Source organism: Streptomyces sp. NPDC003038 (genome assembly GCF_040611115.1).
Lineage (GTDB): Bacteria > Actinomycetota > Actinomycetes > Streptomycetales > Streptomycetaceae > Streptomyces.
This window is the reverse complement of the sequence record NZ_JBEXNN010000003.1, coordinates 13,586-35,851: the sequence shown is the minus strand read 5'-3', so window position 1 is coordinate 35,851 and position 22,266 is coordinate 13,586. Positions and strand designations below refer to the sequence as shown.

Sequence of the window (22,266 nt, the reverse complement as noted above, 5' to 3'; positions counted from 1 at the left end):
TTACTTGTCCACCGCGATGACGCGGAACTCGCATGTGTAGCGCTGACCCTGAAGGTCCTTCAGCCAGGTCTGCTCGCTGGTCGGGAGCATCTCGCTGACGGCGATGGTCAACCGCCCGTCCGGCTGCTCGGGCGCACCCCGGACGGCGTGCGCGAAGGCGTTGACGAACAGCGGGCTGTCCAGGTCGACGTAGAACGGTTTGGTCTCGTGTGCGGCCTTGACGAAGACGAAGCGCGGAATGCCGTGCTCGCGGGCCCAGGCGCGGGCCGCGACGAACCGGGACGCCTCCTCCGTCTCCCGGGCGAAGGGGAGTTCGCCGGGGTGGAAGCGCCAGGACTCGCGGTGCACGACCAGCCGGTCGATGGACACCCGCGGGGTGTGCCTGCGGGAGGCCAGCGGCTGGAAGCGGCTGACGACCTTGAAGCTGATCGCCTCCGCCAGCAGCTCGACGAGGTCGAACTCCGGCCCCTCGGCGCCGGCCCGCGCCACGACGCGGCCGTCGCGGAGCCCGATGCTCACCTGCGAACCTTCCACCGCCCGTGGGTCGCCGGTCAGCCAGGAGCCCTCCTCGCCGAGCAGCAGCAGGTGGTCGTGCGCGGTGGCGAGCCGCGTCGTGGTGCGCGTGGAGTAGAGCCATTGCTTGGGCAGGACGGGGTGCACCCGGGGCACCGGCACGTCCAGCTCGGTCGCCCGCACCATCGCGTCGGGATCGGGGTGCTGGTTCACGAACAGCAGGTTGCGCAGGGTGTTGACGCCGACGTGCAACTCGCCCATGACGAGCCGGTAGTCCCCGGCCGCGACCGCCTCCGGGCTCTCGGCCGCGATCATCACGTCCGGAGCCTGGTACCGGGCGCCGGGCCAGCCCGGTGCCTCCGCGGCGAAGGCCTCGGCCACCAGCGGGCGCAGGGAGTCGGTCGTGAACTCGGCCCGGCGTCCCTCCAGCGGTCCGAAGATCCCGCCCCACCGCGACTGGAGCTCCGACACGACCCGGTCGATGATCGCCTGGTCCGGGCCGAGCACGGCCGACTGGACGCGCTGCCAGAAGTCCGTCAGCCACAGCTGCTGCCCCGGCTTCTCGGCGCTGATCCGGTCGTAGACGGCGCGGAACTCGCTGCGGTACTCCTCGGCGACCCGCACGGTCAGCCAGCGCGCCGAATCCAGCATCAGCGACAGCGGGCCGCCCAGTTCCGCCAGCAGATCCGGGCCCACCTCGACCCGGCCGTCGCGCCGGCAGTCCTCGTAGACCAGGGTGCGCGCACCGTACGTCTCACCGTGCGCCCGCGTCGGCGCCGTACCGGTGAGCTCCGTGAAGGTCGCCTCGAGGCCCGCGAGGGCCCGGTCCAGCTCCTCCGGCAGGCCGGCAGCCGCCGCCACCCGGTCCCGGGCCGCGGTGAGCCGGTCGAGCCGGCCCAGCGCATCGGCGCGCAGCGCCTCGTCCCCGATCCGCTCCAGTTGGCGGCGCACGGCCTTCTCGGGCTCCGGCTGCACGGGCAGTTCCAGGTCCCAGGCGATGAGCCCGGCGGCGCACAGGGACTCCAGCAGTCCGAAGCCCTCCTCCGGCGAGCCGAGGCCGAGCGCGTCCACCAGCTCCGCCGCGGTCCGGCTGCCGTCGCACAGAGCCAGAACGGCGCGCAGCGCCGCGGCCTTGGCGGCCGGCAGTTCGGCCGTCCGGCCCGGCAGCCGCAGGGTGGCCCCCTCCAGGGCGGCCGTGGGCAGCCGCCGGGGAGCGAACCAGCGGCGCACCGAGAGGTCCTGGCCGAGGGAGCGCACGAGCGCGTCCAGGCACCACTGCTCGAAGTACACCCCTCGCGAGGCGATCAGGCCGTCTCCGGGACGCACCGTCAGCGGTTCTCCGCTCTCGGTGGCCTCTGCCCAGCCGACCGGTCCGAAGAATCCGATCGAGTCGTTCTTCACGGTGTAGCGCTGGAGGTAGCCGGCGACGAGCGATTCGTGCTCGCGGCGCCGGGAGTTGCGCCGGCCGTCGTCCTCGACGCCCAGCTTGCTCACGCCGTCCGCGTACGCCTTGCGGTTCTGCCAGATCACGGCTTCCCGGAAGCGCGGGTCGGCCGCCGTCGCGCGCAGCGTGGCGGACAGCATCGCCATGTCGTCGCCGAAGGTCTTGTCCAGCTCACGGCCGGCCGTGGCCGCCGCGTCCTCGGCCTCCGCGAGCCGCTCGGCCTGCGGCCAGTGCGCGAACTCCCCGCCCGGCAGCTTGCCCTTGTTGAGCCGGGTGATGGCCCGAAGGAGCGGGCGGCGGCGCTCCAGGTCGTCCCAGTGGCCCTCCGCCCGCAGCGCGTCCAGCGCGGAGCGCAGCGCGGCGAGCGCGTCGCCGCGTGCGGCCGCGGCGGCCTCCCGCAGCCCCAGCAGGTGTTCGGCGGCGGCCGCCGAGTCCGGCGCCGCCAGGGCCAGCACCCGGTCGGCCGGGAAGCCGGTGCCGCGCAGACCCATCGTGCGCCACATGTGCCAGTCGCCGGACGGCAGCGGCACGAGGTGGTCGGGGCGGTCCTGGGAGTCCTCGGAGACGGTCACAGTTCGCCGTCCTCGCGGGCACTGCCGGCGGGTGCGCTCTCGCGGGCCCACAGCAGTGCGTCGATGACGGCGGCGCCCTGGGCGACGGTCCGGGTCTGCATCACGCTGCGGACCGGAACGTCCACGCCGAGGGCGTCCCGGACCCCCGAGATCAGCTGGACCGCGAGCAGCGAGTGTCCGCCGAGATCGTAGAAGTCGTCCTCGACACCGATGGGTTCGACCCCCAGCACCTCGGACCAGATCTTCGCCAGCACCCGCTCGCTGTCGGTACGGGGGGCCACATATCCGGTCAGGACGTCCTCCTCGGTCGCGGCGTCGCGTTCGGCGCGCCGGGTCAGCATGTCCGCCGGGCAGAGCTCGGCGATCGGTCGGTCGGGCCGCTCCAGGAGGTCGTCCAGGACGGCCCGGTAGTGCGCGGCCAGCCGCTGCGCGCTCTCCTCGGTGAAGACGTCGGTGCTGTACTCCAGGGCGGCGTGCAGGTCGGGACCCGTGTCCACCAACGTCAGCATCAGCTCGTACTGCGCGGTCCGGTGCGCCAGCGCGTGGGGCGTGACGCGCAGCCCGCCCCAGGAGGTGCCGGCCCCGGTCGGGGTGCCGAGGACGAACGCGGCCGTCTCGGCGTGAGCATGGGGCCGCTGGAGGACGAAGACCGCCTGGAAGAGGGGGTTGCGGCCCGGTGCGCGCGGAGGCTGGACGCTCTCCAGCACCAAGGGGAGCGGAAGGGCCTGGTGGTCGAGGGCGGAGAGCACGGTGTCGTGCAGCCGGCCGGTGACCTCCCTTCCGGTGACGCCTTCCGCCAACGAGGCGCGGACGGCGAGCACGTTGGTGAAGTACCCGACCACCTCTTCGGCGTCCCGGGCACCCCGGTTCGCCGCCGCCGTGCCGACGACGACGTCGTCCTGGCCGCTCGCGTGGTGCAGGGCGATGTGGAAGGCAGACAGCAGCACCGTGTGGAGGGTGGTTCCGCACTCCCGGGCGAACTCCCGCAACCGCGCGCTCCGTGCCGGATCGACGTGGAAGGGGATCCGTGCGCCCCGGTAGCTGGGCGCGGGCGGGTGGGGGGCGTCCAGTGGCACGTCAAGCAGCGGGAGGGGAGCGGCCAGCGCCGTCCGCCAGTACGCCCGGTGCGCCGCGCCCTCGGGTCCGGCCACCATCCGCTGCTCCCGCCGCACGTGGTCGGCGTACCGCCCGGCCGGGGCGGGCAGTTCCAGCGGGGTGCCGGCGGCCTGGGCGGCGTAGCAGCGGCCGAGTTCCGCGGAGAGGGTGACCAACGACCACAGGTCCGCAGCGATGTGGTGCACCGTCAGCAGGAAGACGTGCTCCCGCTCCCCGAGGGTCAGCAGGTGCGCCCTCAGTACGCCGTCGTGCTCGAGGTCGAACGGCCGGTGTGCCAGCGCGTAGAGCCGCTCCGCGAGCTGATCCTCCCCGTCGGCGCGGGCGTCGAGCACCTCCAGCGTCACCGGCTCTTCGCCGCGGAAGGGCACCGTCTCGCCCCCCACCAGGCGGTAGCGGGTCCGCAGCATCTCGTGGCGGGTGACCACCTGCGCGACGGCCCGTTCGAGCGCCCCCGCGTCGACGTCGCCCGACAGACGCAGCGCGACGGGAATGTTGTAGGCGGAAGCCTGCGGGTCCTGCTGCTGCAGGTGCCAGATGGCCCGCTGGCCCACCGACATCGCGTCCGGGGACGGCTCGGTCTGCTCCTCCCCGTCATCGGAGTCCGAGCCGGTGACCACGGTGGCCTCGGCCGCCAGCGTGTCGATGTCGGCGCCGCCCAGCATCCGTCCGAGGGACAGCTCGACCCCGAGGTCCCCGCGGATGCGGTTGGCCAGCAGGACGGCGGCCAGCGAGTCGATGCCGAGGCTCGGCAGCGGAAGCGTGGTGCCGACCTCGCCGGGGGTCGTGCCGAGCGCCTCCGCGATCCGCAGTCGCAGCACACGGGCCACCAGCGCGGCCCGTTCGGCCGGCGCCAGCTCCGCCACCTCGGCGGGGCCGGGCACTGCGACGGCCGGCTCGGAAGCCGCGTCGCCGCCGAGCGCTTCGAAGGCACCCGCCGCGTAGCGCTCCCGGGCCAGCGAGCGCTGCACCTTGCCGCTGGTGGTCTTGGGGATGGCGCCGGGCTTGAGGAGGACCACCGCGTGCACGGCGAGGTCGCAGGCCTCCATGACCGCGGCGCGGACGGCCGCCGTCGCTTCCGGCACCGACACGGTGCGCAGCGCGCGGCCCTCGACCTCCTGGAGGACCACGAGGACCTGTTCACCGTCGTGCTCGGCGGTGACGGCCGCGCCGCAGCCGGAGCGGAACGCCGGGTGCGCGCCCTCGACGGCGAGTTCGATGTCGGTGGGATAGAAGTTGCGGCCGCGCACGATGAGGAGGTCCTTGCGGCGGCCCGTCACGAACAGCTCGCCGTCGGCGAGGAAGCCCAGGTCGCCGGTGCGCAGGTACCCCGCGTCCCCACCGCCGTCGGTGCTGCCCGTACGGGCGCCGAACGCCTGCTCCGTGGCCCGTGCGTTGTCCCAGTAGCCGAGGGCGACGCTCGCGCCCCGCACCCAGATCTCCCCGACCCGGCGGTCCGGCAGCGGGATCCGGGACTCGGGCTCCACGACCAGGACCTCCTGGTCGGCGGCGGCCCGGCCGCTGCCGACCAGGCGGCGGACCTTGCCGTCCGGGGCCGGGGCCTCCACGCGGTCCGTTTCCAGTGCGGCCGCATCGACGTCGAGCACCGTCGGCTCGGCGGACGCCGGCGCACCGGTGACGAACAGGGTCGCCTCGGCCATCCCGTAGCAGGGCAGGAAACTGCTGCGGCGGAACCCGCACCCGCCGAACGCTTCCTCGAAGGCGTCCAGGGTGGCGGCGCGGATGGGCTCGGCGCCGTTGAAGGCGACCCGCCAGCTGCTGAGGTCGAGGTCCTGCTTGTCCTCGTCGGTCGCCAGTCGCGCACACATCTCGTACGCGAAGTTGGGGCCGCCGCTGAGCTCGGCTCCCTCCCGCGAGATCGTGCGCAGCCAGTGCAGGGGGCGCCGCAGGAAGCTCATGGGCGACATGAGGGTCACGGGGAAGCCGGCGTACAGGGGCGTGAGGATGCCGCCGATCAGGCCCATGTCGTGGTACGGCGGCAGCCAGACGACAGCGCTCGTGTCCTCGTGGCACTCGAAGGCGTTGCTGATCATGCCGAGGTTGTGCAGCAGGTTGCCGTGGGTGAGCACTACGCCCTTGGGGTTCGCGGTGGAGCCCGAGGTGTACTGGAGGAATGCGTGGCCGTCCGCGTCGGGCATCCGCCCGCTCCAGGCGTCGGCCAAGCCCTCCGGCAGTGCGTCGGTGGCCGCGGCGCGCAGGCCGTCCAGGCCGAGCGCGCTGCCGTCGTCACCGAGCAGGTCCAGGACCGGGCCGACGGTGAGGGCGAAGCGCGCCCGGGAGTCGGCGGCGATGGCGCCCAGCCGGCTGACGTTGCGCAGGGTGCGCGGCGGATACACAGGGACCGGCACGACCCCCGCGTACAGCGCGCCGAAGAACGACCTGATGTAGTCGAGGCCGGGGGGGTAGAGCAGCAGTGCACGGTCCCCGGTGGCGGCGCCCTGTTCCCGCAGCAGGCCGGCGACCTTCCGGGCGTCCCGGTCCAGTGCCGCGTAGTCGGTGCTCTCGGCGCTGTCCTCGTCACCGAGGAAGCGGAAGGCTGTGCGCTGCGGCGTCGCCTCGGCGCGGCGGCGCAGCAGCTCGACGAGTGTCGAGGTCATGAACGGGCTCCCCCTTGATCGATGGTGCCGGCGGTGCCGCCGGGAGCTGCCGCCGCCACCTCGGCGCGCCGTGTCTTGCCGGATGAGGACTTCGGCAGGGAGTCGGCGAACTCGACCCTGCCGGGCACCTGGTGCGGCTGAAGGCGCTCCCGGCAGTGGCGGCTGAGCTCGGCGGCGCTCAGCGGCCCCGCGGCCACCACGGTCGCGCGGACCCGCTGCCCGCCGTCGGGGAGGGCCTCGCCCCATACGACGGCCTCGGTCAGCAGGGGGTGGCCGAGCAGAACCCGCTCGACCTCCACCGGATTGACCTTCTTGCCGCCGACGTTGATGAAGGAGTCCTTGCGGCCGATCAGGTGCAGCCGGCCGTCTTCGTCGAGCCGGGCGAGGTCGCCGGTGACGTACCAGCCCTCGCGCAGGACCGTCGCGGTGACCTCGGGCCGGTCGAGGTAGCCCAGGAACATGGCGGGCGTACGCACCAGGAGCAGTCCGGCCGAGCCCGGCGCGACGGGCTCGCCCGCGTCGTCGACGAGCCGGACTTCGACACCGGGTGCCGGCCGGCCGACCCCGCCGCCCCCTGCGGCCGGAGCGGAGCCGGACACGGCCCGCTGGGAGGCGATGATGCCCGCCTCGGTGCAGCCGTAGACCTCGCTGATCGCGATGCCGAGCCGCTCGGTGAAACGCCGCCCCGTGTCCGGGTGGAGCGCCGCCCCGGAGGAGAGGCACAGCCGCAGGGACAGGGCGGCCTCGGGCGCGGCGGCGACGGAGCGCGTCAGCAGGTCGTAGGCCTGCGGTGTGGCGACGAGCACGGTGGCTCCGGTGCGCGCCAGTTCGCTGAGCAGCCGTCCGGGCGCGAACCGGCCGAGCACCACCAGCCGGGCCCCGGTCAGCAGCGAGGCCACCAGTCCGGCCACGAGTCCGAAGGAGTGCAGCAGCGGCACCGCGGTCACCACGGTGTCCTGAGGGCCGTAGCCGAACGACTCGCGGTAGATCTCGGCGCCCTGCACCAGGTTGTCCTGCGTGTGGACCGCCGCCTTGGGGGCGCCGGTGGAGCCGGAGCTGAACTGGTAGAGGAACGGTGCGTCGCCGGCCGGGCCGGCCGGGGCCTCCGGGCCGGGTGCGCCGGCTCGGGGTGTGTCGGCTCCGAACTCCCCGGCTCCGAACTTCCCGGCTCCGAACTCCCCGGCCTCGACCACCGGTCCCGGCCACGGCCCGCTCGCGCGCAGGGCGGCGAGCCGCTCCGCCCGGCCGATCAGCGTCAGCCGGCCCAGCTCGTCGGCAAGGGCCCTGAGCTGTGCGGGAGTCGAGTGGGGCTCGGCGGTAACCAGCCGGGCGCCGGTCCGGGCGACGGCCAGGAAGGCGATCACACAGTCGACGGTGTTGTCGAACAGCAGCGCGGCGGTGCTCGTCCGCGTCAGGCCGGCCGCGGCCAGCCGGGCCGCGGCGCGCTCCACCCGCAGGTGGAGTTCGGCGAAGCCGAGGCGGCGGCCGTCGTGCTCGAGGGCGGTGTGCTCGGGCCAGCGCGCCGCCGCGTCGGCGACGAGGGTGCCCAGCGTGCGGGGCTGGTCAGCGGGGGAGGGCATCGACGGCCTCCTTTCCGATCTCGAAGTCGAGCTGCTGGTGGCGGAAGTAGTGGTCGTACAGCTCCGCGTACCGGCCGCCGGCCGCCAGCAGGGTCGTGTGATCGCCCTGTTCGACCACCCGGCCGCCGTCCACGACGAGGATCCGGTCCGCCTTGCGGACGGTGGGCAGGCGGTGGGCGACGATCACCGTGGTACGGCCCGCCGACACCGCGTCCAGCCCCTCCTGCACCTGGGCCTCGGTCAGGGGGTCCACGTTCGCGGTGGCCTCGTCGAGGATCAGCAGCGACGGGTTCTTCAGCATCACCCGGGCCAGCACGATCAGTTGGCGCTGTCCGGCCGACAGGTTGCGGCCGCCCTCGTTCGTCGGGGTCTCGAGCCCCTGGGGCAGTACGTCGATCCAGTCGCCGCCCGCGACCGAGCGGGCCGCCGCGAGGATCTCCTCCTCGGAGGAGCCCGGACGGCCGAAGCCGATGTTCTCCGCGACCGTCCCGGAGAACAGGAAGGGCGCCTGGGGGACGATGCCGAGGTGGCCCTTGTAGCTGTCCAGGTCGAGGCTGCGGATGTCCTGCCCGTCCACGAGCAGCTCGCCGCCGTCGAACTCGTAGGACCGTGCGATCAGACGGATGATGCTCGACTTCCCGGCCCCGGTGTGGCCGACCAGTGCGACCGTCTCCCCACTGCCGATCTCCAGGTCGAGACCCTTGAGCACCGGCTGGTCGGTCCGGTAGGAGAAGTCGACCTTGCGGAACTCGATCCGGCCGGAGAGGGAGGGCACGTGTGCCTGGCCGGTCTGGCGCACCCCCGGCTCCAGGTCGACGAGGGCGAAGATCCTCTCGGAGGCGGCCAGGCCCTGCTGGAACTGGTTCCAGAACGAGGCGATGCTCGTCAGCGGGAACCAGAACAGCATGAGCGCTTCCAGGAACAGCGACCACTCGCCCGCCGTGAGCCGGCCGGACGTCAGCTGGGAGCCGCCGAGCAGGACGACCGCGACCGTGCCCAGGCCGGTGAGGGTGAGCAGCAGCGGGAAGATGCCGCTGAACAGCCGGTTGAGCCGTACGGTCGCCCGGAACCAGCGCTGGTTGACGTCGATCAGACCGGCGTTGGTGGACTCCTCGCGCTGGAAGTTGCGGGCCACCGCGATGCCCCGCAGCGTCTCCTGCACGTACGCGTTGATCTGCGCGAGCGAGCGCTGCTGCTGGCGCGAGGCCCGCCGCGACATCCAGCGGAAGCCGAGGCTGACCAGGACGATGGCGATGGCGGTCGCGAGCGTGACCAGGGCCAGCCCCACGTTGATGACGAACATCGCGACCAGCATGATCACGATCAGCAGTACCTGGCCGACGAGTCCCAGCGTCAGCGTCGCCAGCGTCGCGAACGCCTGGGTGTCGGCAGTGATCCGGCTGGCCACCGCTCCGGACGCCTGGCCGTCGTAGAACGACATGTCCTGCCGCAGGACCGCCTCGAACGCGCGGCGTCGGATCTCCAGGACCACGTCGCCGACCAGGGTGCCGATGGCCCGCTGCTGGAAGAACGTCAGCACCCAGGCCACCAGACCGGTGCCGAGCGCCGCCGCCACCAGGGGCATCACGCTGTCGGCGACGCTGTCGCGCTGGGCGGTGTCCACCACGTTCGCCATCAGCAGGGGGAACGCGGCGCCGGCCGCCGCCGCGCCGACCACGGCCGCCGCGATCAGCGCCACCAGGCCGGCCTTGACGGTGAACAGCGGAGCGATGCGCCGCAGCAGTTCCCGGTCGCCGTAGGAACGGTCGTAACTGTCGGGCGTGATGCCGTCGAGAAGGTGCGCCATCAGTGGACTTCCTTTCCGGATGCGCCGGTCTGCTCCTGCAGGTGCGGCGCGAAGATCCGGTGGTAGAGCTCGCAGCTGTCCAGCAGCTCCTCGTGCCGGCCCTGGCCGACGATCCGGCCCTGGTCGACCACCAGGACGAGGTCGGCGCTGCGGATCCGCGAGAGCCGCGGAGTGATCATGAAGGTGGTCCTGCCCGCGGAGGCCTTCCGGATGGCCTGCTGGATCTGCTGCTCCGTGGCGCTGTCCACGGCGCTCGTGGAGTCGTCCAGCAGCAGGATGCGCGGGTTCGCGAGCAGTGCACGGGCGATCGCGATCCGCTGGCGCTGGCCGCCGGAGAGGGTCGTGCCCCGCTCGCCGACCATCGTGTCGTAGCCGTTCTCGGTCTCGGTGATGAAGGTGTGGGCGTGCGCGGCCCGCGCAGCTTCCTCCAGCCGTTCCCGGCTCACGTCCTTCCCCACGCCGAACGCGAGGTTGTCCGCGATCGACCGGGAGAACAGCACGACGTCCTGCTCGATCACGGAGATCTGCGAGCGCAGCGTCTGCGGATTCCAGTCCGCCGTGGAGACCCCGTCCACGAGCACCTCGCCCGAGTCCGGCACGTACGTACGGTTGACCAGTTGCAGCAGGGTCGACTTGCCGCTGCCGGTCGGACCCACGAGCGCCACCGTCATCCCCGGCTCCACCCGGAAGGAGATGTCGCGCAGCACGGGATCGGCGCCGTGGCCGAAGGAGACCCGGTCGAAGACGACGGCGCCCTCGACTTCCGCCTCGTGCCCCGCGGCCTGCTCCTCGGACCCGGCCCGGTCGTTGATGATCTCCAGGATGCGCCGGGCGCCGGCGATGCCGAGGAAGACCAGGCCGATGCTGAACGAGGCCAGCTGCGTCGGGCTGCGCAGCGCGCTCATCAGCCCCAGGTAGGCGATGAGCTGACCGACCGTCAGCTGGTTCTGCTCCACCAGGTACGCCCCGTGCAGGAGCGCCGCCGCGAGGGCGAGCGCCAGCAGCAGGGTGGGCAGGTAGAGGGCCTGGGCGCGGGCCTGGCGCACCGAGGCGTCCCGGTAGGCCGTCGCCCGCTCGACGAAGCGCTGCTGCTCCGCACGCCGGCGTCCGGTGGCCTCCACCGTCTCCATCGCGGAGATGGTCTCCGAGACGTGCGCGCTGAGCTCGCCGAAGCGGGCCCGGGTCGCGCCGGCCGCCGGGTCGAGCCGGCGCCCGTACTCGACGAGGGACAGCGCGAACAGCAGCAGGAACAGCAGCGGCACCAGCAGGAGCCGGGCGTCGATCAGTCCGATGAAGACGATCGGCACCAGCAGGCCGAGCAGCATGTCGATGGTGAGGTCCAGGCCGGGGGACAGCATCAGGTTGACCGTCTGCGCGTCCCCCGTCACACGGGCCGAAAGGTCCCCGACCGGGCGCCGGTTGAAGAACTGCTGGCCCTTGTGGAGCAGCGACGAGAAGAGCGTGGCGCGCACATCGCGTTCGAGGCCGCAGGCGTACGCCTCCAGCGAGTACGTCGCGATGAACCCGGCCACACCGCGCACCGCGACCAGGGCGAGCAGCACCACCACCATCGTGTCGAACCGGCCCCGGTCGGGCGTGTCACCCAGCAGCGCGTCGAATGCCGCGCCGATCACCAGCGGGGTCGAGGCCGCCAGCAGGTGCCACAGCACCGTGCCGCCCAGGTGGGCCGCGATCCACCCCTTCGAACGGGCCAGGTGCGACCGCAGCCAGCGGCCGACCCGTTCGTCGGCGCTCGCGGGAGGAGCGGGGCGCCGCTTCGTGGCCGTGGTCATGGGTTCTCCAGAGGGGGGAGGTCCGAAACCGGACCGGTGGCCTGCAGGTATCCACTGCGGACCAGTTCGTTCAGGTACGAGTGCAGCAGCGGCTCGTCGAGCGGCGGGCAGTCGACGCCCGCCGCCGCGTACGCCGACCGCGCCGCGCCGGCTGCCGGAACCGCGGTGGCGCCCGGGGCCCCGGCGGGGCCTTCGAACAGGGTGAGGAAGGGGAACAGCGCGTTGTCCCACGAGGACCGGGCCGACTCCCGCAGGGCGTCCAGCCAGTCGGCGTAGGGGACGACCCGCAGGTCGTACCCGTGGGCCTCGACCCATTCGAAGACCGTGGTCAGGCAGACCGGTTCGGGATGGGCCAGATCGAAGGAGCCGGGCTCCTCGGCAGGGCACAGCGAGAGCGTCAGCAAGGCGTCGACCACCCGGTCGACCGGCACCAGTTGGACCGGAAGGGGCAGGTCGGGGCAGCACCCCACCTGCACACTGCCCTTGATCATCGCCCAGATCAAGTCCTTCGCGTTGCCGATCCCCGTCGCGCTGTGGCCGCCGACGTAGTCCGGCCGGTAGACCGAGACAGGGACGCCCCGCTCGCGCGCGGCCACCGCGAGGTGTTCGGCCGCCCACTTGCTCTGGTTGTAGCCGCCCGAGACGGGCGCCGCGGAGTCGACGCCGGGCTCGGGCACCGAAGCGGTGGACACGTGGTGGACGGGGATGCCGCCGCCGAGCGCCGCCAGCCGCAGCACTTCGGCCGTCCCGTCGACGTTGGCGGCGCGCAGCATCCCGTACGGCAGCGTGAAGCTGACCCACGCGCCGCTGTGGTGGACGGCGTCTAGCCGCTCGGCGAGCTCGGCGAAGCGCTGCGGAGCGAGGCCGAGCAGGGGCTCTCCCAGATCGCCCGCCTCCACCACGATCCGGCTGCTGTCGGGCTGCGGCAGCCCGTACGAGGCGAAGGCCTTCAGCAGCCTCTCCAGACCCTCTTGCGGGTCCTGGCACCGTACGAGGCAGTGGACCGTGGCCGAGGTGCGGTGCAGCAGCCCGTCCAGGAGATGGGCACCGAGGAAGCCGGTCGCTCCTGTCAGTAGGACCGCCTTCGGCGCTCCCGTCCGGGGCCGCGCCCCGTGCGGCTCGACCCGGATCGCCGGATCCAGTACGGGCACCTCCAGCGGGCCCTGCCCGGACGCGGCCGACGGGGTCCCGGAGGGGGGCCCGGACGGAGCGGGCGCCGACACGGCGAGGTCGACGCGGCGGGCCAGCTCCTCCACCGTCGTCGCCTCGAACAGGGTGATCAGCGGCAGGTCCACGCCGAAGGCGCGGCGCAGCGCGAAGAGGACCCGCGGCACCAGCAGGCTGTGTCCGCCGAGCTGGAAGAAGTCGTGCTCGGCGGTGACCTCGTCGGCCCCCAGCACCTCGGTCCAGATCTGCGCCACGCGCTCCTGCGTGGCGGTGGCGAACACGGCGGCGGGCCGCTCGGCCGCCTCTGCCACGGGTGCCGGAGCGGGCAGGGCCTTGCGGTCGTGCTTGCCGTTCGCGTTCAGCGGCATCCGCTCGAGCAGCGTGATGGTGGACGGCACCATGTAGTAGGGCAGTTGGGTGCGCAGATGCTCCTGAAGGGCCTCCGGGCCGGGGCTGCGTCCGGCCCGCGGCTCGACGTAGCCGGCCAGGCGCCGCTCACCTTGGGCGTCCTCCCGGACGATCACGGCGGCGGCCTGCACGTCCGGGTGCTGGCCGAGTACCGACTCGACCTCCTCCAGCTCGATCCGGAACCCGCGCAGCTTGACCTGCCGGTCCACCCGTCCCAGCACCTCCACGTCCCCCGTGGGCAGCATCCGCGCCAAGTCGCCGGTGTTGTACAGGCGGGCGCCCGGCCGGTCCGAGAAGGGGTGGGGCAGGAAGCGTTCGGCGGTGAGCGCCGGGCGCCCCACGTAGCCGCGGGCCAGGGCCAGGCCGCCGATGTAGAGGGTGCCGTTCACGCCGACGGGCACGGGCTGGAGCCGGCTGTCGAGCACGTAGAACTCGGTGTTGGGCAGGGGGCGTCCGATCGGCACCGGCTCCTCGTCGCCCCGCTCGGGCATCGGTGTCTCGAACAGGCCGCTGTCCACGGTCGATTCGGTGATGCCGTACGAGTTGACCAGACGGGTGCCCGGGGGGCACAGCTTCGCCAAGTTCCAGTAGTCCCGCATGAACCAGATGTCCGCGCCGACGGCCAGCACCTTGAAGTTGTCCAGCAGCCGCCCCTGCTCGGCCACATGAGCGCTGAGCAGGCGGATGACGACCGGTACGAGGTCGGCGAAGTCGATCCGCTCCCGCTGGAGCAGCGCGTACAGCCGCGCCGGGTCGAGCAGCGTCTCGCGGTGGCACAGCACGAGCGTGCCGCCGGAGCACAGTGCGCGGACCATGTCGCCGGTGAACACGTCGAAGGCGATGTTCGCTGCCTGGAGGTGCCGGTGCACCACCGTGCCCAGGCCGTAGACCCGCTCCCAGGAGCGGAAGGCGCTCATCAGGGCACCGTGGGTGAGCATCGCGCCCTTGGCGCGCCCCGTGGATCCCGAGGTGTACACGAGGAACGCCAGGTTGTCCGCGTTCGGTTCGGCGTACCGCACCGGCGTACCGGCGGACGGCTCGCCCTCAGCCGCACCGGCGCCCTCGGCGAGCCAGTCGTCGAAGTGGCCGACGCTCACCCCGTCGGTGAGCCCCGGTATCGAGGCCACCACGTCGTGGCGGGTCAGGAGCAGCCGGACCGAGGCGTCCGAGAGCACGTACCGCAGGCGGTCCACCGGGTGCGCCGGGTCGAGCGGCACGTACGCGCCGCCCGCCTTGAGGACGCCGAGCACCGCTGCCACCGAGTCGGGGCAGCGCGGCGCGCACAACCCCACCCGGGACTCCGGGCCGACGCCGAGCGCGCGCAGCCGGGTGGCGATGATCCCGGCCCGCCGGTCGAGTTCGCGGTAGGTGACCCGGTCCTCCCCGTCCACCACCGCCACGGCGTCGGGGGTGGTGCGGGCGTGCTCCTCGAACAGGCGGTGCACACAGGCGTCGGGGGCGACCTCGACGGAGATCCGGTTGTCCCGGGTCAGTACCTCGGCCCGCTCCGGCTCCGAGAGCAGCGGCAGCCGGGAGAGCGGCAGACCGGGATCCGCCACGGCACCGGCCAGCAGCCGTTCGAAGTGGTCGGCCATCCGCTCGATGGTGGCGTCGACGAACAGGTCGACGTTGAACTCCCAGTCACAGCGCAGCCGCTCGCCCTCGTCGACCACGTCGAGACTCAGGTCGTACATCGCCGTGGCCCGGCCCTCGCCGCTGAACGGGCTGATGCGCAGCCCCGCCAGGTCCAGCGTGGCCCGGGGGACGTTGTGCAGCGACAGCATCGTCTGGAACAGCGGGGCGCGGCTGAGATCCCGGTCCGGCTGCACCTCCTCGACCACGCGCTCGAAGGGAACGTCTTGATGGGCGAAGTCCGCCAGGCACGCCTGACGGGTACGCGAGAGCAGCTCGCGGAACGTCGGGTCGCCGGCCAGGTCCGTACGCAGGGCCAGGGTGTTCACCAGGAAGCCGATGAGCGGCTCGGTCTCCGGCCGGTGGCGGCCGGCCACCGACGTGCCCACCACGATGTCGTCCTGGCCCGAGTAGCGGTGCAGCAGGGCCGCGTATCCGGCGAGCAGCGTCATGAACAGGGTGGCGCCCGCAGCGCTGCCCAGCTCCCGCAGCCCTGCGGTCACCTCGGCGGACAGGGTGAAGGAGCGGGTCCGGCCCGCGTACGTCTGGACCGGCGGGCGGGAGCGGTCGGTCGGCACCCGCAGGCTGGGCAGCTCGCCGCGGAACCGCTCGCGCCAGTGCGCCAGCCCCTGGGCCACCCGGCCCGCCGCCCCGCCCTCGAGCTGCTCGCGCTGCCAGTGGGCGTAGTCGGCGTACTGGACCGCGAGCGGCGGCAGCGGATCGGCGCCGCCGCCGAGGAAGGCCTCGTACAGGCGGCCGAACTCGCCCGTCAGCACCGCCATCGACCAGTCGTCGGTGATGATGTGGTGCAGGTTGATCAACGCGACGGTTTCCCGCTCGGTGAGCGCCACCAGCGTCACCCGCAGCAGTGGACCCCGGGTGAGGTCGAACGGTGCCCGGGCGTGCTCCGCCGCGAGCCGGCGCACCTGCTCCTCGGCGTCGTCCACGCCGCGCAGGTCGACGATCAGGGGCTCCCACGCGTAGGTGTCCGCCGGGGCGATCGTCTGTACCGGCTCCCCGTCGACCGAGGTGAAGGTGGTCCGCAGGGTCTCGTGCCGCCTTACCAGGGCCTGGAAGGCCCGGGCGGCCACGCCGAGGTCCACCGGACCCGACAGGCGCAGCGCGTACGGCATGTTGTACGCCGTGTCTCCGGGACCGAGCTGGTCCAGGAACCACAGGCGCTGCTGTGCGAAGGACAGGGGGGCGCCCGCGCCCGCCGGGCGCCTGGCGATCCCGGCCGGCGTCGCCGCGGCGCGCTCCTTGAGCTGCCGCATGAGCAGGGCGTACTTGGCGGGGGACTGCTCGCGCAGCCGCCGCAGCCGCTCCGAGGTGTCGCTCATGCCGCGCCCTCCCCGTTCGTGCCGGCGAAGGAGGCGAGCGCGGTGGCCGCCGCGCCGGCAGCCTCCAGCAGCTCGGCCGGACCCGTCCAGTCGAGGTGGAGCCGTCCGCCGCGCAGGTGGCTGACGACGGCCAGCGGGTACGGCTGCGGTCCGAACGGCGCCACGAGGTCGTGGTCCGCGGAGTTGGCGGACCGGAGCGGGCCGTCCTCGGGGAACAGGTTGTCCAGGTCGCCGAGATGGCCGAGCCGGACCACGGCGGCACCGGAGGGCGCCGCCACGGGGACGGTGAGCAGGGCCCGGACCTGGCGCACCGCGGCGCCGGGCGCCGCCTGCGGGTCCGCGGCGAGCGCGAAGACACCCGCGGCGAGCTCACCGGTGTGGTCGGTGACGCCCAGCAGCACCGCCGGCGCCGGGAACCCGCCGGTGAGGGCGTGGGTGACGGCGGCGGCCACGGCCGCGGCGACCGGGGCGTCGCCGCGGACCAGGGCGGCGGTTCGCTCCGCGTCCAGGACCGTGCGGTGCGTGGTGGCCGGGGCAGTGGCCTGCGTACCGGCCGGGGGAGCCCACAGCGCCCCCTCGTACACGGCGGGGGCGGCCTCCTCCGGGGCCGGGGCCGGGCGGGCGGGCTCACCGGTCAGGGCGACCCGGCCCCCCTCGGCGAGCTGGCGCAGGGCGCTGCCCAGGTCCGTCAGTAGCCGCTGCCAGCCGGGCAGGTCGGCGGCCAGCTCGTGCACGACCAGCAGCAGCCGGGGAGCCTCCTCACCCCGCTCGACGAGGGCGGCCTGCACCAGCGGCCCCCGGGTGATGTCCAGGCGGCCGCGCAGCCGCTCGGCGGCCACCCTCAGCACCTTGGACTCCTGTGCGCCGTCGTGCTTCGACACGTCGAGGCGGGCGACCGGCACCTGGCCGATCGGACCGGCCGCCGCGCGGCGCCAGCCGCCGTCGTGCCGCTCGAACGGGGCGCGCAGCGTCTCGTGGCGCATCAGCAGTTCCAGGACCGCCTTCTTCACGGTGTCCGGAGCGATGCCCGAAGGGAGCTCCAGCAGCAGGGCGCGGGCCCGGCCCGCGAGCGCGTCGCCGTCCCCGGCCAGCAGCAGCCGCTGGGCCGCGGTCAGCGCCGTCCCGGCCACCGCCGCGTCGGCCGTCCCGGAGCCTTCCGGTCCCGACAGCCGCTTGCCCGACGTGGGCGCCGGATCGGGCAGCGCCCGCCGGTCCACGGAGCCGGCGGCGCGCGGCACCTCGGCCACCTGTACCCAGTACTCGGGGAGCAGGATCTCCGGCAGCCGCGCGGCCACCGCGTCGCGCACCTCGGCGGGGCTCACCGCGTCGCGCGGCACGTAGTACGCGGTCATGCGCCGGCCGAGCTGGCTGCGGTCGCCCGGGTCGGTGTACCCGATCTTCCCGAGCATCGAGCGGACCCGCCCGATGTTGACGGGGGTGCGCAGCTCGGCGTCGGCCTCGTCCTGCGACAGGTGCCCGAGGCGGACCTCCCAGCGCGTCGGGGACTCGTAGTTGTGGAACCCGCGCTCCAGCTTGTGCACGTACACGCCGACGTCGTTGATCATGCAGTTGGAGCTGCAGAAACCGGTGTCCTTCGGCGCGGACCACAGCGATTCCCCGCTGGTCAGAAAGGCCCGGATGTCGTCCTTCGTGACCTCGGAGAAGCGGTAGTAGTCGATGACCTCCACCCGGTCGAGCACTCCGTCGGTCAGCGAGGACCCCACCTGGTGGTAGACCTTGCGGCCGACCTCCAGCTGGTGCTCGATGCGCTCCCGCTCGAACTCGCCGTTGCGGTAGAACCACAGCAGCCGCTCGTCGATGATCTGGCCGCGGGAAAGACCGGTGACGATGCTGGGGATGCCCCGCTCGTGGGCCAGTTGGTTGCTCAGGTCCAGCAGCGAGCGGAAGCAGCCGTTGCACACGCTCTTGTTCTGCTGGAGGCTCTGGAGGAAGATCCGGTTCTGGTCCGCCCGGGTCATCGTCACGTGCTCGATGCCGAGGGCCTTGGTGATGCTCTCGACGTTGTCCAGGGCGGTCTTGGAGATGAAGCCGTTGTCGAAGGTGAAGGTCATCACCTTCAGCCCCAGCCGCACGAGCTGGTGGAGCACGTACGTGGAGTCCTTGCCGCCGCTGAACAGCAGCAGCGCGTCGTACTCCGATCCGGCCGCCTCGGCCCGCTCCCGCACGAGGCGGACGAACTCGTCCACTTCACCGAAGTAGGACAGGATGCCCTTCTCGTGGGCGGCGTACATGACGCACAGATCGCACACCCCGTCCTGGTCCAGGACGGTGCCGGGGTAGCCCGCGTCCATGCCGCAGCGCACACAGCGCTCGGCCGGAACCGACTCGACGGCCGTGCCGTGGAAGACGACCGCGCAGTCGGCGATCGGCTCGTAGTCGATCAGAGCGTCCTCGATCTGGCGCTCCAGCAGGCGGATCTGCTCGGGGTCCAGGGAACCCCGGGTCTCCGCAGGGGTCGTGGTCATCTCAGTTGCCGCCGTTCTGGGTCAGCAGTCGCTCGGCGTCGTCCTCGGTCACGTCGTCGAGGTCGGCGAGCAGGTCGTCGAGGTCCGAGCCGCCGGCCAGCAGCGCGTCCTCGATCTCGAGGGCGAGCGCTTCGATGGTGGGCGCGGCCAGGAACGTCTGGAGGTGGACCTCCACCCCGAACTCGGCGGTGACCGCCGCGAGGAGCCTCATCACCAGCAGTGAGTGGCCGCCGATGGCGAAGAAGTCGTGCCGGACGCCGGGATGGGCGACCGGGAGCAGTCCCGCCCAGATCGCCGCGAGGGATTCCTCGGTGGCGGTGCGGGGGGCGACGTGGTCCTGGGCCGCCTCCTGCTGCGCGGGCAGCGGAGCGGGCAGCGCACGCCGGTCCACCTTGCCGCTGATGGTGCGGGGCAGCTGGTCCACGGGGACGAACACCTGCGGGACGTGGCCGTCGGGCAGCCGGGGCGCGAGGTGGGCGCGCAGCTCCTCCGGTGCCACGGGCTGCGCCGTTTCGACGAACGCGCACAGGTAGAGCGGATGTCCCGCCTCGTCCGGTACCACGACCACGGCCGTGTCGCGGACCGCGTGGTGGCCGCGCAGAAGGTGCTCGACCTCGCCGAGCTCGACGCGTACGCCGCCGAGCTTGACCTGCTGGTCCCGTCGGCCGACGTACTCCAGGCTGCCGTCCGCGAGCGTCCGGGCGAAGTCGCCCGTGCGGTAGACGAAGTCCTCGGGGTCGTCGCCGAGCGGGTTGGGGATGAACGCGGCGCGGGTGGCGTCGGGCTGGTGGAAATAGCCGAGCGACATGTACGGCGTGCGGATGTGGATCTCACCGACGGCGCCGGGCGCGCAGGGCTGGTTGCGGCCGTCGAGGAGGACGACGCGGGCGCCGGGCATGGCCTTGCCGATCGGGATGCTCGCCCGCTCGGTGTCCGCGGGGGTGACGAAGTGGAAGGTCTTCGTCATGGTGGTCTCGCTCGGGCCGTACAGGTTCAGGAGGGCGATGCGCTCGCCGTACCGCTCGAACCACTGGGCCGCGTCGCTCGGCGCCAGCGGCTCGCCGGCCAGCGCCATGCAGCGCAGCGACGCGAGCTCCGGGCCGCCGGGCGCGGCGATCGTGGGCAGCAGGCCGCGGAAGACGGTCGGCACGGTGTGGACGAGGTCGATCCGCTCGGTGTCGATCCAGCGGGCCAGGGCCGGTCCGTCGAGGGTCAGGCCCGCCGGCGGGACGCACACGGTACCGCCGGTGGTCAGCGGTACGAACAGGTCGCGCAGGATCGCGTCGAAGGCGGGCGAGGCGAGCTGGGCCACCCGCCACCCCGGCTCCACACCCAGCAGTCCGCTCTCCCAGCGGACGAAGTGGTCGATGCCCTGCATCCGGCCGACGATGGCCTTGGGCTGCCCGGTCGAGCCGGAGGTGAAGAAGATGTACGCGGCGTCGTCCGGGTCGGGCTGGTGGATGCGCTCCGGGGCCTCGCCGGCCGGCTCGGCCGACAGGTCCAGCCCGACCCGCCGGGCCAGCGGCAGCGCCTCGTCGAGGATCTCCCCGGCCCGGTCGGCGGCGGACGTACCGACGATCACCCACTCGGGCGCGGTCGCGGTCAGCATGGTGCGCAGCCGCAGCCGGGGCGCCGACAGGTCGACGGGCACGAAGACGCCGCCGGCCTTCAGCACGGCGAGGACCGCGACGACCAGCTCGCGCCGGTCGTCCGCCAGGACCGGCACCACGCAGCCGACCCCCGCGCCGGACGCCCGCAGGGCGACCGCGAGTTCGTCGGCACGGGCGTCGAGCTCCGCGTACGTCAGCTGTCCCTGCGGGCACTCGATCGCGACCTGCTCGGGAAAGCGCTGGGCGGTCTGCTGTACGAGACCGTGGACTGCCTGGAAGGCCATCGAGCTTCCTCCATCGATTGGGGCGGGTACGGCGCCCCGGGGTTCATGCGTTGTCGGGAAGTGAAAAGGTGTCGAGCAGTACGCCGAAGGTCAGCACGGTCAGCAGGAGGTCGTCCCCGAGGTGCGGGTGGACCTCGTAACCGGGTTGCCGATACTGCTTCTTGAGGAGCTCGACCACGTCCGGGTCGAAGTACCCCTGCCGCTTGATCAGGTCGTAGGACAGCAGGTCCTCCACCCAGTCGACCCCCTCGCGCAGCAGCGCCGGGCTGCCCTGGGCGCGAAAGCCGAACTTCTCGCGGTGGATGATCTCGTCCGGTACGAGCCCCCGCGCGACCTCCTTGAGCGCGTACTTCTCGGTGCGCTCGGTCACCTTGAGGCGGGGCGGGACCGTGGTCGCGAAGCGCACCAGGTCGGGGTCCAGGAAGGGGTAGCGCGCCTCGACCGAGTGGGCCAGCGCCATCCGGTCCCCGTGGTCGGAGAGCAGGTGGTCGGTGAGCCGCAGCTTGAAGTCGAGGTACGAGCGCTGGTGCACCGGATGGCGTCCGCGCAGCATCTCCGGGTCGACGACCGGCTCCGCCAGGCAGTCGATGCCGGCGAAGGAGTCGCGGACGTCCGGCGCGTAGAGGTCGAGCTTCGATTCGCGCCAGGCGTGGTAGTCGCGCTCGTAGAAGAGGTGGGGATCGCCCCACATCAGACGGCGCAGGTCGTCCTCGAACGGGTCGCCCGCGGCCCGCCGCCCGCCGAGGTCGAAACGGTAGCCGAGGTAGCCGGCGAACAGTTCGTCGGCGCCCTCGCCGGTCAGGATCACCCGGGTCCCGGACTCCCGGACCGAGGCCGACAGGGCCATGGAGCACGTGTTGTACGTCTCCTTGACCGGGCACTCGGCGTGCCACACCATCCGTCGCAGGTCGCCTGCGATGTCCGCGGGGCGGAAGGCCGTCTCGTGGTGGTCGGACCCGAGGTGGCGCGCCATCAGCCGCTGGAAACGGGACTCGTCGATGCCCCGGTCGGCGAAGGAGATGGAGAACGACCGAGGGGTCGTGCCGGTGCCGACGCGGTGCACGAGCGCGCCGATCAGGGAGGAGTCCAGGCCGCCGCTCAGGTAGTAGCCGACCGGCACGTCCGCCTGGAGCCGCCTGCGGACCGACTGCTCCAAGAGATCCCGCAGCGTGTCGATGTAGTACGCGTCCGGGTGGCCGCCCGTCTCCTCGCCGTCGAGCGGGTAGTCCAGGTCCCAGTACTTGGCCGTGCGGACCTTGCCGTCCTCCACCAGGAGGTAGTGGCCGTTCTCCAGGCTGCTGACCCCCTGGAACAGGGTGCGCGCGCCGACCGTGCCCGGAAAGGTGAGGACCTGGTCGAGGCCGGTCAGGTCGGGCCGCCGGGCGACCGCGGGGTGCTCGATGACCGCCTTGATCTCGGAGCCGAAGACGAACTGCCCCGCCGGCTGCGCGTAGTACAGGGGCAGGATGCCCATCTGGTCCCGGGCGAGGAAGAGCCGCCGCCGCCGGCTGTCGTGGATCGCGAAGGCGAACTGGCCGTTCAGCCGCTCCAGGAGACCGGTTCCGTGCTCCTCGTAGAGGTGGACCAGGACTTCGACGTCCGTACTTGTGGTGAACCGGTGGCCCTTGGACTCCAGTTCGGACCGCAGCTCGCGGTGGTTGAAGATCTCGCCGTTGCAGACCATGGCGATCGAGCCGTCCTCGTTGAGGATCGGCTGCTCGCCGCCTTCGAGGCCCACGATGCTGAGCCGGCGGAAGCCCATGGCCACGCCGTCGCGCACGTACCGGCCGCCGGAGTCGGGGCCGCGGTGAAGCAGGGTCGCGGTCATCCGGTCGAGCACGCCGTCGTCCTCGACGGCCGCGCCCGGCAGGTTCACGTATCCGGTGATGCCGCACATGG

Annotated in this window: 9 protein-coding genes; all 9 read right to left on the bottom strand. The window is 72.8% G+C overall.

The annotated features are described in order from the left end of the window. From ABZX75_RS05175 to asnB, 9 genes are read right to left on the bottom strand one after another with little or no spacing between them, the layout of a single operon-like run. Entirely contained in the window at window positions 1-2,529 is a 2,529-nt protein-coding gene (locus ABZX75_RS05175) for a lantibiotic dehydratase (protein WP_355408004.1), read from the bottom strand. Further along, the gene (locus tag ABZX75_RS05170) at window positions 2,526-6,260 is read right to left on the bottom strand and encodes a condensation domain-containing protein (RefSeq protein ID WP_355408002.1); all 3,735 of its coding nucleotides are present in this window, start codon (window positions 6,258-6,260) and stop codon (window positions 2,526-2,528) included. Before ABZX75_RS05170 ends, ABZX75_RS05175 begins: the two co-directional genes overlap by 4 nt. Then, a complete protein-coding gene (locus ABZX75_RS05165; protein WP_355408000.1) occupies window positions 6,257-7,840 on the bottom strand; it encodes a class I adenylate-forming enzyme family protein in 1,584 nt (527 codons plus the stop codon). Before ABZX75_RS05165 ends, ABZX75_RS05170 begins: the two co-directional genes overlap by 4 nt. Continuing rightward, window positions 7,824-9,647, bottom strand: coding sequence for an ABC transporter ATP-binding protein (locus ABZX75_RS05160; protein WP_355407998.1), 1,824 nt, complete (start codon window positions 9,645-9,647; stop codon window positions 7,824-7,826). The genes ABZX75_RS05165 and ABZX75_RS05160 overlap by 17 nt, the downstream gene beginning before the upstream one ends. Next, window positions 9,647-11,440: an ABC transporter ATP-binding protein gene (locus ABZX75_RS05155; RefSeq protein WP_355407996.1), complete on the bottom strand. Its 1,794-nt coding sequence runs from the start codon at window positions 11,438-11,440 to the stop codon at window positions 9,647-9,649. The genes ABZX75_RS05160 and ABZX75_RS05155 overlap by 1 nt, the downstream gene beginning before the upstream one ends. Further along, window positions 11,437-15,987 (bottom strand): amino acid adenylation domain-containing protein, encoded by a 4,551-nt coding sequence (locus ABZX75_RS05150; protein ID WP_355407994.1) that lies wholly within the window; start codon window positions 15,985-15,987, stop codon window positions 11,437-11,439. The genes ABZX75_RS05155 and ABZX75_RS05150 overlap by 4 nt, the downstream gene beginning before the upstream one ends. Beyond that, window positions 15,984-18,473, bottom strand: a complete 2,490-nt coding sequence (locus ABZX75_RS05145) for a condensation domain-containing protein (protein WP_355407992.1) — start codon at window positions 18,471-18,473, stop codon at window positions 15,984-15,986. Before ABZX75_RS05145 ends, ABZX75_RS05150 begins: the two co-directional genes overlap by 4 nt. A 1-nt stretch (window position 18,474) precedes the next feature. Next, a complete protein-coding gene (locus ABZX75_RS05140; RefSeq protein WP_355407990.1) occupies window positions 18,475-20,367 on the bottom strand; it encodes a non-ribosomal peptide synthetase in 1,893 nt (630 codons plus the stop codon). A gap of 43 nt (window positions 20,368-20,410) precedes the next feature. Next, a complete protein-coding gene (asnB, locus tag ABZX75_RS05135; RefSeq protein WP_355407988.1) occupies window positions 20,411-22,264 on the bottom strand; it encodes an asparagine synthase (glutamine-hydrolyzing) in 1,854 nt (617 codons plus the stop codon). Window positions 22,265-22,266 lie beyond the last annotated feature (2 nt).

What these genes read in the sequence shown, in the direction of transcription:
- ABZX75_RS05160 (WP_355407998.1), bottom strand. Translation starts at nt 9,647, where the DNA reads ATGGCGCACCTTCTCGACGGCATCACGCCCGACAGTTACGACCGTTCC.
- ABZX75_RS05170 (WP_355408002.1), bottom strand. Translation starts at nt 6,260, where the DNA reads ATGACCTCGACACTCGTCGAGCTGCTGCGCCGCCGCGCCGAGGCGACG.
- ABZX75_RS05165 (WP_355408000.1), bottom strand. Translation starts at nt 7,840, where the DNA reads ATGCCCTCCCCCGCTGACCAGCCCCGCACGCTGGGCACCCTCGTCGCC.
- ABZX75_RS05145 (WP_355407992.1), bottom strand. Translation starts at nt 18,473, where the DNA reads ATGACCACGACCCCTGCGGAGACCCGGGGTTCCCTGGACCCCGAGCAG.
- ABZX75_RS05155 (WP_355407996.1), bottom strand. Translation starts at nt 11,440, where the DNA reads ATGACCACGGCCACGAAGCGGCGCCCCGCTCCTCCCGCGAGCGCCGAC.
- ABZX75_RS05150 (WP_355407994.1), bottom strand. Translation starts at nt 15,987, where the DNA reads ATGAGCGACACCTCGGAGCGGCTGCGGCGGCTGCGCGAGCAGTCCCCC.
- asnB (WP_355407988.1), bottom strand. Translation starts at nt 22,264, where the DNA reads ATGTGCGGCATCACCGGATACGTGAACCTGCCGGGCGCGGCCGTCGAG.
- ABZX75_RS05140 (WP_355407990.1), bottom strand. Translation starts at nt 20,367, where the DNA reads ATGGCCTTCCAGGCAGTCCACGGTCTCGTACAGCAGACCGCCCAGCGC.